General features: G+C 66.7%; 7 protein-coding genes and 1 pseudogene. 5 read left to right on the top strand and 3 right to left on the bottom strand.

Annotation, left to right across the window (positions count from 1 at the left end; genetic code table 11):
• Positions 1–13: 13 nt before the first annotated feature.
• Positions 14–544 carry a hypothetical protein gene (locus ACFZB9_RS10910; protein ID WP_391445757.1) on the bottom strand — a complete coding sequence of 177 codons (531 nt, stop codon included), beginning with the start codon at positions 542–544 and terminating at the stop codon, positions 14–16.
• A 500-nt stretch (positions 545–1,044) separates the two neighbouring features.
• Here ACFZB9_RS10910 and ACFZB9_RS10905 point away from each other — a divergent pair, with 500 nt between their 5' ends.
• From ACFZB9_RS10905 to ACFZB9_RS10895, 3 genes and pseudogenes are all read left to right on the top strand, one after another.
• Positions 1,045–1,332, top strand: a complete 288-nt coding sequence (locus ACFZB9_RS10905) for a tyrosine-type recombinase/integrase (protein WP_391445755.1) — start codon at positions 1,045–1,047, stop codon at positions 1,330–1,332.
• Between the two features lie 146 nt (positions 1,333–1,478).
• On the top strand, positions 1,479–1,868 hold the full coding sequence (locus ACFZB9_RS10900; protein WP_391445926.1) for a tyrosine-type recombinase/integrase: 390 nt from the start codon (positions 1,479–1,481) through the stop codon (positions 1,866–1,868).
• A 510-nt stretch (positions 1,869–2,378) separates the two neighbouring features.
• Positions 2,379–3,438 (top strand): annotated as a pseudogene (locus ACFZB9_RS10895) (tyrosine-type recombinase/integrase); the annotation flags it as partial.
• 78 nt (positions 3,439–3,516) lie between these two features.
• Here the strand turns inward: ACFZB9_RS10895 and ACFZB9_RS10890 are convergent.
• Both ACFZB9_RS10890 and ACFZB9_RS10885 read right to left on the bottom strand, forming a co-directional pair.
• Positions 3,517–4,005, bottom strand: coding sequence for an Imm1 family immunity protein (locus tag ACFZB9_RS10890; RefSeq protein WP_391445753.1), 489 nt, complete (start codon positions 4,003–4,005; stop codon positions 3,517–3,519).
• Positions 4,006–4,022: 17 nt separating this feature from the next.
• Positions 4,023–15,362: a LamG-like jellyroll fold domain-containing protein gene (locus ACFZB9_RS10885; protein ID WP_391445751.1), complete on the bottom strand. Its 11,340-nt coding sequence runs from the start codon at positions 15,360–15,362 to the stop codon at positions 4,023–4,025.
• 241 nt (positions 15,363–15,603) lie between these two features.
• Between ACFZB9_RS10885 and ACFZB9_RS10880 the strand changes: the two genes are divergently transcribed.
• On the top strand, positions 15,604–15,738 hold the full coding sequence (locus tag ACFZB9_RS10880; protein ID WP_391445750.1) for a hypothetical protein: 135 nt from the start codon (positions 15,604–15,606) through the stop codon (positions 15,736–15,738).
• 529 nt (positions 15,739–16,267) lie between these two features.
• Positions 16,268–16,738 carry a S8 family serine peptidase gene (locus ACFZB9_RS10875; protein WP_391445748.1) on the top strand — a complete coding sequence of 157 codons (471 nt, stop codon included), beginning with the start codon at positions 16,268–16,270 and terminating at the stop codon, positions 16,736–16,738.
• The last annotated feature ends 238 nt before the right edge of the window (positions 16,739–16,976 follow it).

The following is a 16,976-nucleotide window of genomic DNA, read 5'->3' as shown; positions in this document are numbered from 1 at the left end:
CCGAAGCGGTCGGCTACACCACCGGCGGAATCGTGAACTCGGCGAGCACGGCGAAGTCGGCGTCCCGCAGACCGATCCGCGGGTTGACGTGATGAAGCAGCGCCGCGCCGGCGTGCTCGGCGGCCACATAGGCGTGATCCGCGTCCCCCTGCTCATCGTCCACCCAGGCAAACGGCCTGCCGTTGGCGTACGCCACCAACGGCTCACACTTCCAGTGCACCCCGTCCGGCCGCTCCCGGAACAGCGCCTCACCGAAGTCGACGAACGGCAACTCCGGCAACCCGAGCACCGGCCCGATCCACCGATTCGCTTCCCCCATCCATGAACTGGCCCAGCAGAGTTCGTACCCCAGCCCCAACAACGCCGCCCCATGCACAGGGTTGAGCCACACCCGCAGCGGCCGCACCCTCCTCCCCCACTCCACACCACCACCGCCGACCCGCGGCACCCGGACCGTCACATACCCCTCCGGCCGCCGCTCCGGCTGCGCCGCATAGGGGTTCAGCGGCCCATCGACATCCAGAAACAGCAGCGGTCGACTCATCCTGTCCCCCGACTTCAACATTGGCCTGCCGTGCCGTCGGAGCATATCCCCGTGCGCAGCGCCTCCCTCGGCCTCTGAACCGACCATCGGGGGCTCACCGCCTCGCTGTCGGGGCGTCACCGTCGAGAACCATCCGCACCTGACTCGACCAGTAAGCCGTCAGATGACCGCACCCCCCGATAGCCCCGCCTCCCTGCGCAGCCGTGCCAGCGGGGACGGCACGGACGGCCGCCGGGAAAGCCGCCGGATACGTCCTCGCCTCGGGTAGCCCGCAAGGAAGCCTGGCTGCGCACGCGGCATCGACGCTGGCCGCAATCCCCCCACACAGCCGAGCGATCGGCCGCGCCGCCGAGCCATCGGCAAGTGCTGCCGCAAGCGCCTCTCTCACCCTCTGACGCCCGCCCTGCATCCACTCCGCCCTAGGGCACGCGGTGGGCGAGGAGGAGACCCCGCGCAACGTCGCCCGCAACATCAAGACCGGCACACCTCACACTCGGTGCTTGGAACCTCTCACCGCTGCGGAGGCCCGCCGGTTCCTCGCCGCCACGAGCAGACCCCGCATCCAGGCACTGTTCGAGCTCGCGCTGCGCACTGGGCTGCGCAAGGGCGAACTCCTCGGCCTGCGCTGGGAAGACCTCGACCTCGACGCCGGGACCGCAAGCATCCGCCGCACCCTCCAGCGGACGCGCACCGGCGGCCTCACCGCCCTTCCGGCCAAGACCGTCAGCGTTCGAACGCCGCATCACCCTCCCCACCGAATGCATCCACTCGCTCAAGGAGCACCGTGAACAGCAGGACCGGGAGCGGGAGGTCGCGGGGGAAGCTTGCGGGGACAGCAATCACGTCTTCGCTGCCCCGGACGGCTCACCCACCGACCCGTCCGCCCTGACCCGCCACTTCACCGCACTGTGCCCGGACGGCCAGGCTCCGCCGCATCCGGTTTCACGATCTCAGGCACACCGCCGCGACCCTGCTCCTCGAACGGGGCGTCGAGCTCGTGGTGATCAAGGAACTACTCGGGCACACCCACATCGGCGTGACCGCCTCGTGTATGCCCACGTCCGGCTCCGCTTCCAGCGTCAGGACATCGACACCGTCAGCGACGTCCTCCGAGGCCCCGAGAGCCCCGACGATCCGCCAACTGCAGAACCCGTCCGCTGACGTTGCCGTCAATGGAGAAGGGCCTGGCCGATACATTCGGCCAGGCCCTTCTCCATGTCAGTCAGAGCGTTCTGTACTATGCATCAACAATAACGACAGTGCGCGCATCAGTTGCCATGAATCCGCTTCTCCCGGGGTGCCAAAAATTCAGTTACCACACTGAGCGATCAAGCATTTGCGGGAATAGCTCGATGAGAACGGAAAGGTTAGCGAACCCAGCTCTCGCAGCCAGCCAGGCGAGATTCTCGCCTTATGACGTCAAGCGCCGTCCGAAGCCCATCTACAGCCGCTTGGAATGCCTGCGTCGTCTCCGGCCCTAGTGACGGAGACGGCCTGACACCAACATCATTATCCGAGACACCATCGCTAATCTCCGTGGCGAACCGCCGCCACGCGATTTTATAGAGACTCATGCACCTCTCAAGCTCAGCTGCACAGTCCAACCACACCGCCTCTGTCAGTTTTCCTTTGGTGCGCGCAAGGAGGTGATTCACTTCCGCAAAAGCAGCGATCAAATCTCCGGTCAGAGCTCACCGATGCGCACCCGCATGGCGATGATCTAGCACATCGATAAACACCTGATACGGATTCACATAAGCATCCATGCTAGTCAGCCTCCTTGCTCACCGTACAACTCCGGCGGGATGTAGCTGCGGAGCAAGGACGTTCCCGGCTCGCCTGGAAGGAACTCATCGAGACCGCCCACACCCGCTACACCGCCTGCGCCAACCTGTACCTCATCCCCGGCCTCGGCAAGAAGAAGCTCGCCAAGCTCACCGCCAAGGACGTCCGCACCTGGCTCAACCAGCTCCGCACCGTCTGCCAGTGCTGCGCACGCGGCATCGACGCCGTCCGCAAACCGGACGTGCAGCCCAGCCGCCGCCCCCGCTGCTGCGCCATCGGGAAGCGCTGCCGCAAGCGGCTCTCCCCGCTGACGCTCGCCTACATCCACTCCGTACTGAAGTCAGCGCTGGAGCACGCCGTCCGAGAGGAGGAGATACCTCGAAAACGTCGCCCGCAACGTCCGCACCGGCAGGCCCCGACCCCGCCGCTTCGAACCCCTCACCGCCGACGAAGCCCGCACCTTCCTCACCGCCGCGCAGGGCCACCGCCTCCAGGCCCTGTTTGAGCTCGCCCTGCACACCGGTCTCCGCAAGGGCGAACTCCTCGGCCTGCGCTGGGAAGACCTCGATCTCGACGCCGGGACCGCCAGCATCCGCCGCACGCTTCAGCGCACACGTACCGGCGGCCTGACCACCCTGCCGACCAAGACGATCAGCTCGGAACGCCGCATCGCCCTCCCAGCCGCCTGCGTCGCCTCGCTCCGCGCGCACCGTGACCGGCAGGTCCGCGAGAAGCAACAGGCCGGCGCAAGGTGGGTGGATAACGACCTCGTCTTCACCCGCCCGGATGGCCATCCCATCGAACCCGCCACCCTCACCCGCCACTTCAACGCGCTCCTTCGCCGCTCCCGCCTGCGGGCGATCCGATTCCACGACCTGAGGCACTCAACCGCGACCCTCCTCCTGGAACAGGGCGTCGAACTCGTCGTCATCAAGGAGCTGTTGGGTCACGCCCACATAGGCGTCACCGCCACCGTCTACGCCCACGTCCGACCCCGCCTCCAGCGCGACGCCATCGGCCTCCTCAGCCGCACCCTCCGCGACCGCTCGGAGCCAACTACCAAGCCCGACGACGACGGCTCGCCGGTTGATGCAGGCCCCGGCCACTGACGTGCCGTCAACTACTGCCGTCAAGACGCCAAGTGGCCCCACCGGAAACAATCCGGCGGGGCCACTTTCTATTTACTACTAACCTTCGGAGAGGCGATATCCATTCATGTATCCACGAACCCAGTGAATGCACTCTGGACGGTTCCCCGTGCCCGCTCGACAGAATTCTTCAAGAGCTGCGCGCACCTCAGTGGCTGGCAGGCAGCTTCTCTGGTCGTGAAACCTTGGTTCACCTGGATCGGATACAACTCGTGGGTCAAAGCTCGGCGGGTTTAGATTGTCCGATACCCAGACATGGTCAAACACCCCACCCCTAACCGGGTGATCGTCACTGACGAACCAGATTAGGCCCCCAAAGCCAGTCGAGGAGTTGACTGCGACGTGGAGAAAGTTGTTCGGCGCGTCAGAACCACCGGCGTAACGCCTGTCGGAAAACATGAAACGTGCATCATCCCCCGGGCTGTAGTACGGGGAATTACTCTCCGATTCGAGGTTCTCGATGGCCTCATCGATCAGAAGTGCCATCTCAGGCCATGTCTCGGCGTAGTGCCACTTGCGATTGATCATGGCGTTGAGAATCAAGTCTAACCAACCCCTCTAAGGATCACCGGCTCGGTTGCTCCTGGATAGAATACTCGCATGGTCTGACCGCTCCGCAGGATCGCCGGGACCGCCACCGTGCATCCAAATGGAGCAGGGCACACACCCTTCGGGTTATTGATTACCACGTCGGCACTCGTCACCTCAGGGTGGCTCCGCATCGCCCATGCAATCTTTGACTCAACATGCGTGGCTGCAGCGATGGGACCGCTGCGGGGGTTTGAGATGTTCGGAGAATCCGCAAGGAAATCCTCAATATCCCTCCAGGATCCATTCTCTCCACTCATCACCGGTGCGCCGATCGGGCTTCCCGCAGCATCTACTACCTGGCCCGTTGTGATGTGATTTCCGAGGCCTGCCGCAACGTCGTCGTACGGCTCGCCACACGTATTGTGCACGAGAACCGGCGTGGTGCCTGCCAGCACATAGTACGTGTGGAGCTTGTCGACCGTGAGGTTGTAGCGGTCGGCCTCGCCAGGCGTCTCCGTAACGGCGGCGACGGTCACGCCCACCCCGTTGACGGCCTGGAGACGGTCGCCCGTCGGCAGGCTGCCGGCCGGAGTCCAGCTGTGCTTGGTGGTGTCCCAGAAGGGGTGGTTGGCCGTGGTATGGACGGTGCTCTGGTGGCCGTCAGCGGAGGCCACGGTCAGGTCGATGAGGTCGCTGTCGTGGTTGATGTGGGTAGCGGTCACCTGCTCTGAGCCCTGGTGCTCGCCAGTCGCCGGGGCGGCTGTCTCGACCTTGTCGCCGACCTCTACCTGTCCGATCGGCTTGGCCTTGCCGTCTTCCAAGAGGACAGGCGTATCCGGTGAGAAGCTGCACTTGCCCCCCTCCTGCGAGCCGTCGGAGCTCAGGCCATCTGACAGCTCGTTTTCCACCTGAGGGGGTGCTGCGTCGGATTGCTGGGGTGCAATCGACTCACTCTGCACGACTGGGTTGGACTTGGCTGCGACCTGTACAGGATCCGTGGGGCTGGTGCCCAGCCGCGGTGCCTCACCGGGCTGGCGGGTGATCGTGTTGTTCGGGCCAGGAGAGCCGTTTCCTTCGGGCTTGGCGTTACTCGGTGCTTCGCCCAGGCCGGTTTCTGCAGTCGGCCGTGTTCCATCGGCCGCGCCGTGATAGCCCGAGGAAGCTCCAGTCGGGCGCCAGCTTGAGCCGGCGCTTCCGCGAGCACCTGAACTTCGTATGGGGCGACCGGTAGCAGGAGAGGCAGCCGGGTCCGCGGCCGGTTCCACTGCCGGCGTCGCCGGTCCTGTCCCCGGCTCGGCTCCTACTTCGGACGGCGGTTCTTCAGCGCCCTCCTCCCGCTCGATTCGCTCGTTCTGGGCTTCGGCGAGGTCTCTCTCGGTCTGCTCCTCGTCGAGCTCCTTGAGCCGGCGTTGCTGGACCCTGGCCTCGTCGTTCTCGTCGTCGGCTGCGCGCTCCTCCGCTGCACTCTCTTCGGCTTGGGCTTCCGCTTCTGTACTGCTCTCCGGTGCGTCGCGTGCCGGTTCGTTGTCTCCGCCGCTCCGAAAATCGTTGCCAGACTCGGCGGCTGCTGACTCCATTGCGCCCAGACCCATTTCCATTCCGTCGAGGGCGTTCGAATCATGCCCTGACGGATCGGTGGCGCCCAGCGGGTTGCCGTCCGCGTATCCGTAGCGGTTCGCGTGCGCTGCTGTCCGCGGCGTGAGGGTCAACGTGTCCCTGCTGGTGAACGACCCGGCGGTCGGGTCGTACCAGCGTGAGGCCGTGTTGACGAGCTTCGTGGTCGGGTCCGTCCAGCCACCCTGGTAGCCGATACCGGCGGAGACTCCCGATGTGGCGATAACAGCGCCCCACGGGTCAAAGCAGGTCGAGCCGCTGAGACCAGCAGCCGACGCTGTGAACGTCCCCACCAGGTCGTTGTGCTTGTCGCTGTAGGCGAGCACTGGGCCGGCGGCGGAGGTCAGCGCCACCAACGCGCCTTCGGGGCTCCGCTCGTAGATCTGGTTGCCGTCCGCGGTGACAGCATCCGTTGTCCGGTCGTAGTTGAACGCGGCGCTGCCTGCGTTTGTCAGTCGCCCAAGTGCGTCGTAGTTGTAGCCGGCGCTGCCGTTGGAAGCCAGTTGGTCGAACGCGTCGTACGTGCTGCTTGTCGTTCCGCCCGGTGTCGTCGTTCCGGTCAGGGTTCCGCGTGCGTCGTAGGTGTAGGTGGTACTACCCGAGCTGATCCTGCGGTCACGGTCGTCATAGGTCGTGGTCGTCTGGCCGGACTGTACGAGGTTGCCGTCGTTGTCGTAGGCGTAAGCGGTCGTTCCCGCGCTACTGGTCCAGGAGTTCAGCCGTCCTGCCCAGTCATAGCCGTAGGTGTTCGAGCCGCTCCCGGCGAAGCCCGTGGTGCTCTTCGACGTGATGTGGCCCTGCGGGTCGTATCCGTAACTTATGGAAGCCTCGACGGCCCCGCTCGGGTTCTTCAGGACATCCCCGGTCAGGCGTTCCTGCCCGTCATAGGCGAGCGAGCGGACTGCCCCGCCGGCACCGTTGGAGATCGATGCGAGATTTCCGGCGCTGTCGTATTGGTAGCTCTGCTGGACGCCCGTCAAAGGCTCGTACATCGAGCTCAGCCGCTCGTCCGCGTCGTAGCCAAAGGTCGCGGTGCCGCCCTTGTCGGTACGGGTACTCAGGTTGCCTGTCGCGTCGTAACCGAAGCCGGCGATCCCGCCGCTCCCCGCCTGGGTCAGGATCAGGCCGCGGTCGTCATACGTGTAGGTGTTCGTGCTGGTGCCAGCGGTCGCCGAGGTGAGGCGGCCGTCGAGGTCGTGCCCGAACGTTCGGGTGGCCGTCACCGCCTGCGCTCCCGCGCCGCTTTCCGAGGAGAGCCGACCGTCGGCGTCATAGGTGTGCGTGTCGGTGACCCCGCCGGGCTGCGCGCTGCTGACCGGTTCACCGGCGGCGTCGTACGCCACGGTGTACGTCCGGTCCGCAAGGTTCGGGTAGGCGGCTGTGGGCGGGTCGATGGTCGCCTCCGGCAGCCCGAGGCTGTTGAAGGTGTAGAACACGTCGGCTGAACTGCCACCAGCTGCCCGTGTGTGGCTGTATCGGGTCTGGTTACCGGCGGCGTCGTAGCCGAAGGAGGTGGTGATGAAGGTACCAGCGGCGAGCGGCTGGCTCTGCTGGACCATTCGATCTGCCGCGTCGAAGGCATAGGTCGTCGTATGGCCGTTGGCGTCGGTCGCTGCGACGGTGTTGCCGTCCGCGTCGTAGACCGAACTGGTGGTGGCCAACTGGGTAGTGCCGTCCCGGTCGAGAGCGGATGTCGCGGTGATGTGGCCGGCCTGATCGGCAGTCAGCGTGTTGAGGCTCCCGTCGGGACGGGTGGTCCGGATCAGCTGACCGCTCAGGTCGTACGCATAGTGCGTGACGTTACCCAGTGCGTCCGTACGGGACGACACCTCACCGGCCGCATCGTAGGAGGCCTTGCTGCTCTGGCCCCTCTGATCGACCATGAGCGTCGGATTCCCGGCGTCGTCGTAGCCCAGGGCGCTGGTGTAGGCGGCGGCGGAAGGCTGCCGGACGAGGTCAGTGCTGGTGATGAGGCGCCCGAGGTCGTCGTAGGTGTGCTGGGAGACGGCGCCGATGGGGTCGACCGTGGAGAGCTGCTCCTGGTCGAGGTCGTAGGTGAAGGTCTCGGTGGGGGTTGATCCGTTGACCGGCGGCTGGGTGATCTTGACCGGGTCGCCGAGCTGGTCGTAGCTGGTGGTGGTGACGCGGTTCAGGCCGGAGGGGTCGACGGTCGTCGTGGTGGGGCGCCCGAGTGCGTCGTACTGCTTGGTGACGGTGGGTGTGATGGTGGTGCTGGTGCCGGGTGCGGTGTAGGCCGATGCCGCCACGGCTGTCTGGTTGCCGTCGGCGTCATAGGTGGTGGTGGTGATGTTGCCGAGGGGGTCCTTGGTCTCGGTCGGCTCGCCGTAGGTGTTGTAGCCGGTGCGGGTTTCGGCTGTGGCGGCGGGGAGGGTGACGGGCTGGCCGGTGGTGGTGTTGAAGGTGGTGGTGGGGGTGGGTGGGGTGTCGGTGATGGTGAGTTGGCCGGCGGGGTCGTGGAAGTAGGTGCTGGTGTAGTTGGCGGGGGTCGCGCCGGGGGTGTTGCCGTTGGGGCTGGTCGTGGTGAGGACCAGGCCGCGCTGGTCGTAGGTGTGGGTGGTGACCGAGTTCTGGGGGGTGTTGAGGACGGTCTCGGTGAGGGGGTTGCCGAGGGTGTCGTAGGTGGTGTCGGTTTCGCGGGTGGTGGTGCCGTCGGTGAGCTTGGTGGTGAGGATGTCGCCGGCGGCGTCGTAGGTCTGGGTGGTGGTGCGGTTGAGGCCGCCGGGGTCGAGGGTGGTGCCGGTGGGGCGGCCGGCCGGGTCGTAGGTGTTGGCGACGGTGGTCTTGCCGGCGCCGGTGACGCGCTGGGTCAGCTCGCCGGCGGGGTCGTAGGTGTTGGTCTGCAGGACGATGTTGCGGGTGGTGCCGTCGAACTGCTGGGTGGTGGTGGTGAAGTTGTGGAACGCGTCGAGGTCGATCTCGGCGACGGTGTTGTCGTCGTTGTAGTAGGTGTGGGTGGTGCGGCCCATCGCGTCGGTGTCGGTGGCCAGGCGGCCGGCGGGGTCGTAGGCGCGGGAGTCGATGACCTGGGTGCGGGCGGTGAGGGGGTTGTTGGGGTTGCCGGTGTAGTTGGTGATGGCGCTCTGCTGCAGCCACCGCTGGGGTGAGTAGGTGTAGGCGTAGGTGGTGCCGGCGGCGTCCGTCTTGGTGGCGGTGTTGCCGTAGGTGTCGTAGGTGTAGCTGGTCTTCGACCCGGCCGGGTCGGTCGTCGAGGCGAGGTGGTCGTTGGCGGCGTTGTAGGCCCAGGTGGTGGTGCGGGGTTGGTCGCCGCCGGTGGCATCGGTGGTGGTCCGGCTGGTCTTGTCGCCGTCGGCGTCGTAGGTCCAGCTGGTCTTCGGGGTGTGGATGGTGCCGGTGACGGCGTCGGTGGTGGCGGGGTCGGCCTGGGTGAGCGGGTTGCTCTGGCCGTCCCAGGTGTAGGTGGTGGTTGTGGCGGTGGCGCTCTGGCCCTGGCCGCAGTTGGTGCAGGTGTCGGTCTTCGTCGATGGGCGGCCGAGGTTGTCGAAGGTGGAGTTGGTGACCGTGCCGCCCTGGCCGGTGACCTGGGCCGCGTTGCCGTGTGCGTCGTACCAGCGCAGGACGATCTGGTTGGGCTGGATGTTGGACGTGGTCGGGTAGGTGCCGGCGTCCAGCGCGATGCTGGTGGCCGCGACCAGGCCGGCGGGTTGGGTGCCGCCGCCGACCGCGGGTTCCAGGCCGGTGCTGTAACTGGTGTAGGTGACGCGGCCCTTGGGGAAGTCGGGGGTGGCGGGGGTGGTGGTGGAGGTGAGCTGGCCCGCGGTGTTGTAGACGTAGGTGGTGCGGTAGGTGGTGTCGCCCGGGCCGTTGGAGCGTGCGTCGCTGGAGGACGTCATCGTGTCGTTGAGGACGTTCAGCGGGTTCGTCGTGTCGAGGTAGTACGTGGCGTAGCTGGTGTGGCAGGTGGCGGGGTTCTGGCAGGTGGTGCGGGAGACGGTGTTGCCGCGGGTGTCGTGGCCGGTGGTGGTGGTGTGGCCGTCGGGGTCGGTGACGGTGTAGAGGTAGCCGTTGGTGTCGTAGGTGTAGCTGGTGGTGTTGCCGCTGGCGTCGCTGTAGGAGGTGAGTTTGGCGGTGCGGGTGTCGTACGTGTAGGTGAGTTTGTTGTTGCCGGGGTCGGTGACGGTGACGGTGGTGACGGGGAGGGGGTTGGCGCCGTTGCGCATGGCCGTGTACTGGCCGGCGATGGCGGTGGCGGCCAGCTTGGCGGGGTAGTAGGAGACTTCGGCGATGGAGCCGTTGAAGTACTGGTTTCCGGCCTGGGGCCAGCCGGTGTTGGTGCCGGCGCCGATGTACACGTACGGGGTGCCGTTGTAGTAGATCTTGTTGCCGGTGGTGCTGGCGGCGCTCGGGGTGCCGTCAAGGTAGAGGGTCTGGCCGCTGTCGTCGCCGGCGAGGACGACCTGGTGCCAGGTGCCGTCGGTGACGGTGCGGTCCGAGGTCAGTGAGTAGTTCGGTGAGCCGGTCCAGAAGGAGGCGTGGATGTGTCCGTCGGTGCCGACGTACAGGGCCGGGTTGTAGGAGCCCTGGGTGGCGCCCATGGGGGCGTCCTGGTAGCTGTACAGGACGCCGGAGGTGGTGGTCTTGAACCACATGTCGACGGTGGCGGGGCTCTTGGTGGGGGCGGCGTTGGCGGGCAGTTGGAGCAGGGAGTTGGTGCCGTTGAAGGTGGCCGAGCCCTGGGCGGGGTCGGCGGTGGGGCCGGAGGTGTTGAGGGTGGTGCTGGTGTAGGTGCCGGCGGCCTGGTCGGGTAGTGCGGTGCCGAGTTCGTCGGAGGCGTAGGTGGAGCCGGAGGGGTCGTCCAGTCGCCAGTAGGCGGTGGGGTTGGCCTCGACCACGGCTGTCCTGTAGGCGCCGGCCGCGTCCAGGCCGGTGCCGTTGTTGGCGGTGGTGGCGGCCTGGTACTGGCCGGCGATCGTCGGTGCGGTCAGTGCGTAGCGGTAGAGGGCGAAGTCGGCGAGCTGGCCGTTGAAGTGGCCGCTGGTGTCGGTGGGGGTGGCGGGCCAGCTGCCTTGGATGGTGCCGGCGCCGAGGTAGGCGTAGCCGTCGCCGTTGTAGGTGACGGTGCCGTTCACGGGTGTGCCGGTGGGTTTGCCGTCGAGGTAGAGCTGTTCGTTGGTGCCGTTGGCAACGAGGGTGGCCAGGTGCCAGGTGTTGTCGGTGACGGTGGTGTCGGAGACGGTCGTGGTGGTGTAGCCGTTCGGCATGAACAGGCCGTGGAGTTTGTTGTCGGTGCCCACGTACAGGGCCGGGTTCCACAGTGCGGGTGCGCCGGGCTGGCCGCCGGAGGTGTTGCCGAGGGGGAAGTCCTGGTAGGCGTAGAGCACGCCCGGGCTGCTGGTTTTGAACCAGAGGGAGGCGGTGGCGGCGCTGGTGGCCTTCGGCAGGGCGGTGGCCGGGAGTTGGATGCTGGAGGTGGTGCCGTTGAAGGAGGTGGCGCTCGCGGTGCCGGAGGCCCAGGGGCCGGGCTGGCCGCCGGTGGTGTTGTTCTCCGTGCCGTGGTTCTGGGCCAGGGCGGCGGAGGAGATCAGTTCGGTGGCCTGGTTGCCGCCGGCGTCGTCCAGGCGCCAGTAGCCGGTGGGGTGGGCGGAGATGATCGCGGCGTCGTAGGCGGAGGGCTTGGCCAGGCCCGCGCCCTGGGCGGCGCTCTGGCTGTTGGCCTGGGCGTACAGGGAGGAGACGGTGCCGGCGGACAGGCCGTGCGGGAACAGGGCGGCGTTGGCGAGTTGGCCGTTGAAGTGTCCGAACGGGGTGGTCGGCGCGCTGGGCCAGCCGTCCGCGTTGCCGGCGCCCAGGTAGAGGTAGTGGGTGCCGTTGATCCCGATGCTCGCGTTGAGGGAGCCGGCGGTGGCCTGGCCGTCCAGGTAGAGGGTCTGCTGGCTGTTGGTGTCGGCCGAGAGCACCGCGAAATGCCACTTGCCGTCGGTGACCTGCGGTGTGCTGGTCATGGTGTTGCCGATCGCACCGGTCCACAGTTGTGCGCGCAGGCGTCCGTCGGTGCCGACGTACAGGGCCGGGTTCCAGAAGGTGGAGCGGGTGGTGTTGGAGTCGATCACCCCGTCCTGGTAGCTCAGGATGGTGCCCGGGGAGGTGGTCTTGAACCACAGGGCGATCGCGGTGGGCCCTTGGGTGGGGATCATCGAGGCGGGCAGTTGGACCGAGGTCGTCGCGCCGTCGAAGGTCGCCGAGCCCAGCGAGCCGGTCATCGGACCCGCCGCCCCCAGCGCGACGTTGCTGTAGGTCCCGTTGTTCGGTATCGGACGCGGCACGTACACCTGGTTGGCGGCCTGCGTGCCCGACCAGTCCGACAGCCGCCAGTACCCGGAGGGCTGCGAGGCCAGCACCTGACCGCGGTACTCCTGCGAGGAACCCGACACACTCGGCGAACCCACACTCCAGGAGCCGCCGTTGGCGTCCGTGACCTTCGTGGCACGGTCCTTGACCGCATCGTAGGTGACGGCGACCTGGGTCTTGTTGTTGGGCAGGGTCACCGAGGTCAGCTCGTACGACGGAGAACTGCCCGCCTGCCACAGCGTGTTGACGGCCGGCTGGCCCAGCGTGCGGTTGTAGAAGGCGACATCGGATATCGAGCCGTTGAGGAACCAGGCGTGGCCGGTGTTGTCCCCGCCGTTCTGGAACGGCTCGTCGGGCCACAGGCCGCCCATGTAGCCGCCGCCCGCGTACTGGGCGTGCTGCCCCGCGGCGATGATCGGCCCCGACAGCGTGCCCACCGCGGAACCGTCCAGGTACATGGTCTGCGAGGCGCCCTGCGCGGTGAGCACCGCGAAGTGCCACTTCCCGTCGTTGACCGGCGTGCTCGTCGAGATCGGGTGGGTCGGATCGCCCTGGAAGAACTCGCCGTGCAGGTTCCCCGAGGAGCCCACGTACAGCGCCGGGGTGTAGTTGTGGCCGGTCGACGGCGAGGACGGGAAGGTATCCGTCTCGTAGCTGTACAGCACCCCGGAACTGCTCGTCCTGAACCACAGCGCGACCGACATGTAGGAGGACAGGTCGCCCTGACTCCACGGCAGCGCCACATATCCCGAGCTGCCGTTGAAACTCGCCGCCGTGGCGGGCGAGGTGTTCGGGTTGCCCGGCTGGCCGTAGGAGACGCCGCTGCCGGGGTAGTAGCCGTTGTCGTTGAACTGGTTCGCGATCACCTCGCTGTACGCCACCGGGCCCGACGACTCACCCAGGCGCCAGTACGACATCGGCCCCGCGTCCAGCATCGCCGAACGCAGATGCGAGCCGTCGGTGTACGAGTAAACCGTGCACGACGCTTGGGTGTTACCGCCCGTCGGCGGCGCGCAGGCCTGGATCAGCAGGTCCGCGTCGCCCGAGTTGTAGGAGTACGTCCACGTCAGTGCGGTGGACTGGTCGCTGCCGCTCACCGGGTCGGTGGTCACCTTCGCCACGTGGCGCCCGTCCGAGGTCCACGCGAAGTGCAGCGCGCGGCCCGAGGCCACGTCCGTGACCGTGTCCAGCTTCCCGTTCGTGTAGTGCAGGCTCTGCACGTGCCCCGCCGCGTCCTTCACCGACGACAGCGCGGACAGCCCGTTCACCGGTGCCAGGAACGAGTACTGCATACCGTTCTTCAGCAGCAGCGTGTACCCGTTCGCCCCACCCGACAGGCCCGTCAGCGTCTCGTACTCACCAGGCGCCGGCGTGTAACTCGTGTTACCCGAACCGTCCGTCGACGCCAGCCCGAGCCGCTCGGCCCGCCCCGAGGCATCGGTGAGCACCACCGCGTTCTGGCCGTCCGCGTCCTGCTGCACCCGCATGTCCCACGCCGAGGTCCACCCCGCACCGAACAGCGAACCCGTCCGCGGATCCAGCGAGTTGTACGAACGCGTCACCGCCAGCGCCGGACCCACCGCCGCCACCGACGCATCGGTGGCCGACGTCGTGTAATTGCCCACCTGCGGATCGAACGAGTGCCCCTGCCCGTCACTGGCCGCACCACCCAGATGCGAGGTGATCGGCGGCTGCTGCACCTGCGTCGAGAACGCGTACATCGGCGACCACGCACTACCGGAGACCCCGTCCCCCACCTCCGCCTGCCAGTAGTACGACGAGTTCCACGCCAACACCCCCGCCGGCACCGCCCACGCCTGCGCCGAGGGCCCCGACAACCACCCCGAGTCCTTCAACAGCTGCCGGCCACTCGAATACACCTGGAAGTCGTAGCTCAGGCCCGTACCCGGATAGTTGTCCGGATCATGCCCCACCGCAGCCAACTGCGGCACCAGCGTTCCCATCACCGAACCCGACAACGGGGTCAGATAGTCCAGCTGCGGCGGTGTGTTCTGTCCGGTGACATTGATACAGCCCTGGTAGCCGATCCCAAAGGAGTCATGCAGCGACATGCCGTTGGCGTAGGCGTCCCAGCAGAGCACATAGGTCTGGCCCAGTTGCGGCAGGATGGGGATGATCCCGTTGACCCCCCAGGAATTACCAGTCGTGACGATCCCGGAGACCGGAACCGACGGCGCGTTCACGGAGAGCTCGTGAGTGCCGGTGGAGTCGAAGACTCGGGCCCGCAACTGCATGTTGGACGGGTTCCACGTCTGCGATCCCCGATTCGTCATCGTCACCAGCTGCGAGCCTGTGGCGTTGTACGTCGGCTGCGTATAGCTGTTGGCGAGCGTAGAGCTGGCTGCCCAGTCCGCATACGTCACATAGAGGTAGGGCGGGTAGCTGGAGTTGACACTGGCGAACTGCTTCCAGGCGTTGGTGTCCGTGCCGCTCGCGGTCACCGCCAGGCCGAAATTGCTGCCACCGGCCGCCCAGGAACCGATCAGCTGCGAACCCGCCGCTGTGGGGCTGTCACCGAGATGAACCTCCTCCCACGCCGGGCCACTCGTGCAGCTCGTGCCGGCACCGAAGTTGCCCTTCCCGATCTGGGCACCGATGTTCACACCCGGATAGGTGTTGACGGAGGTCGGACTCCACGAGGCGGTGATGGCCGACACGTCGACCTCATGCTGCCCGCAGTCGTAGGACCACACGTCGTCCAACGCGAGACCGGCGCTCTCCACATAGTCGTTGCTCAGCACCGACGAGACACCGGGAAACAGCAGGTAGGCGTTCGCGACGTGGGCGCCGCCGTCGTAGGTGCCCACCTTCAGCACGCTGTCGGTCGAGTAGTTCGCCGTGAACGGCGACATCACATACGTCGACTGCGCCGCGTTGATGTTCGAGGTCGTGGGGTCGACCCGGACCGGAAAGACCCGGTGCGGGTCATGAAGCCAGCCGGCATCCAGGCTCATCTGCAGCGCAGGTGCCCCGTTCACTGCGGTGATCTGGTATGTCACCGCGTCGGACATCGCGCCCTGATCGGACTTCGGGTCGATCGCCGAGTCCTGCATGAACGCATGCGGAATCGTCAGACGCACCTGCCCCGCCGCATCGGTGAAGACCGCGTTCCCAGAGGCATCCAGCGCCACGATCAGCCCCGTCAGCTGCAGCGGGAACGTCCACACGGACGGCGCGGACGCATCGTGCAGGACCAGCGTTTCCTTGGCGCCCGCGGCAAGAGCGTTGTACTCGACATCAGCTGAGGTCGCCGCATTCGCATAGGTCAGCGTGTCGCCACTGGCCGTGCCCGTGACCGGCAGTGCCCCCTGAAGGCTGTAGGCCACCTCATGCCCGGCGTCGATGGGAAGGTCGACCAGCGCCGGCGCGTCAGCCGTCGGCGCAAACGTCATCGACTGGTTGTTCGCCTTCTCCGTCCAGCGGCCATCAGCGCGCTGGGACAGACCCGTGTCGATATCCGCCCAGGTTCCGTCCGGCCTCTGGTAGTGGACGGGTCGCGGATACATGCGCACGGTCTTCGTGCCATCAGCGTTCTGATAGGTCGACGTCGTCGCAGTACGAGCACCCGTCACCTCGGTGCCGGCCGGGGCCGGTGCCTGGACCGTGGTGACTTGCGTCGAAGGGTCCGCGGAGGTGGCCGCACCCTCCGCATGGAAGCCCAGTCCGGCCCTCTTCGCCTGCGCGTTCTGCAGATCCTGGCTCGCCTTCACCGGCGCCGCCACCGTCTGCGCCGGTACCGAGCTGCGCGCCTCGGAGGACGACTGCTGACCGGACTTCTTCAAGCTCGGCGCGGCCTCCGCAGGCAGTTCACCTGGAGCAGGCTTGTGAGTCGGGTCCTCGGGGCCTTGGTTGTGCTGCGTGGCATCCGACTTGACTGCGTGAGCACGCGCGGCCGGAGAGTCGGAACGCTGCTGCGGAGTCGTCAGATCGGCCGTTGAGAGCGACTGAGCAGCCGCAAACGCCCATGCCCCCTGGGTGGACAGGCTCATCAGAACCGTCAGGCACACCAGGAGAACTGCCCATCGCCCTCCTCTCCTCCGCTGCCGACCGAGCGCCAGCGAGCGAGGTGTGGGCCGAGTGGCCGAGAACGAGGCACGAGGCGACGACAGGCGGCGCACAGGCCGACCCCCAAGCATGCAAAACGACCCCGGTTGGGGATGGCAGGTGAAGGTGTAGTTGACGGCCAGTCAATCAATCAAGTCTTGCAAGCTCGTCCACATGGTCGGTAGCAGCCGATCGAGCTGGCTGTATCCGGATTTGTCCCGGTCGAATACTTAGAAAATTTAAGTCATGCTTGATGATTTTTTTGATGAGATTTTCCTTGACGGCCACCTCTGGGATTGCTATTCCCAAGAAGGGGGCATCTGCGGCACGGTCAGTCAGTAGGGTCAGCGCCCATGCGCCGAGCCCCGATCCCGTACTCAAACAGGCCGTGCTGTACGCGCAGAAGAAGGACTCAGTTATCGTTGCCTCGGCCGGGAACAGTGGCACTACCGGAAATCCAGCAATGTACCCGGCTTCGTTCCCTGACGTCGTCTCAGTGGCAGGCACCGACGAGGGCGGAAAGTTCTGGAAAGAAAGTGAATCAGGGCCGACGATCACGGTGGCCGCACCAGCAACCGAGTGGTGCGGTCGTCCTCGGTGGTGCTGGGGTTGTGCTGCTCCGGCGTCGCAGGCGGCCCGGTGCTCCGGTGAGTGTTTCGCGGCGGGAGGGCACGGGGAGTCGGCGCGGGACCAACGGCGCCAGCGCTCGGCGCGGTTCAGGTAAGGCACGTGCTTCGAAGGGCGGTTCCAGTAAGGCCAACGCCCGCTCCGGTAACCGTTCTCGTTGACCACCGGCCCACCGACTTCACGTTCAAGGGATTCAGTCGATGCCCATCCGTCCACTCCTCCGGCCTCGTAACTATCTGATCGCGGGCCTCTGCGCGGGGGTCGCAGCTGCCGCGGTTTCTGCGGTGGCCGTGCTGTGGCCTCACCAGCACGCGTCCGCGCCCGCGAAGGTTGTG

The sequence above is a fragment of the Kitasatospora sp. NPDC008050 genome, assembly GCF_042957465.1.
Classification (GTDB): domain Bacteria; phylum Actinomycetota; class Actinomycetes; order Streptomycetales; family Streptomycetaceae; genus Kitasatospora.
This window is presented reverse-complemented; position numbering and strand designations above follow the sequence as displayed.

Coding starts and splice junctions, on each gene's coding strand:
- ACFZB9_RS10910 (WP_391445757.1), bottom strand. CDS start 544: ATGAGTCGACCGCTGCTGTTTCTGGATGTCGATGGGCCGCTGAACCCC.
- ACFZB9_RS10890 (WP_391445753.1), bottom strand. CDS start 4,005: ATGATCAATCGCAAGTGGCACTACGCCGAGACATGGCCTGAGATGGCA.
- ACFZB9_RS10885 (WP_391445751.1), bottom strand. CDS start 15,362: ATGACGTTTGCGCCGACGGCTGACGCGCCGGCGCTGGTCGACCTTCCC.
- ACFZB9_RS10875 (WP_391445748.1), top strand. CDS start 16,268: ATGATTTTTTTGATGAGATTTTCCTTGACGGCCACCTCTGGGATTGCT.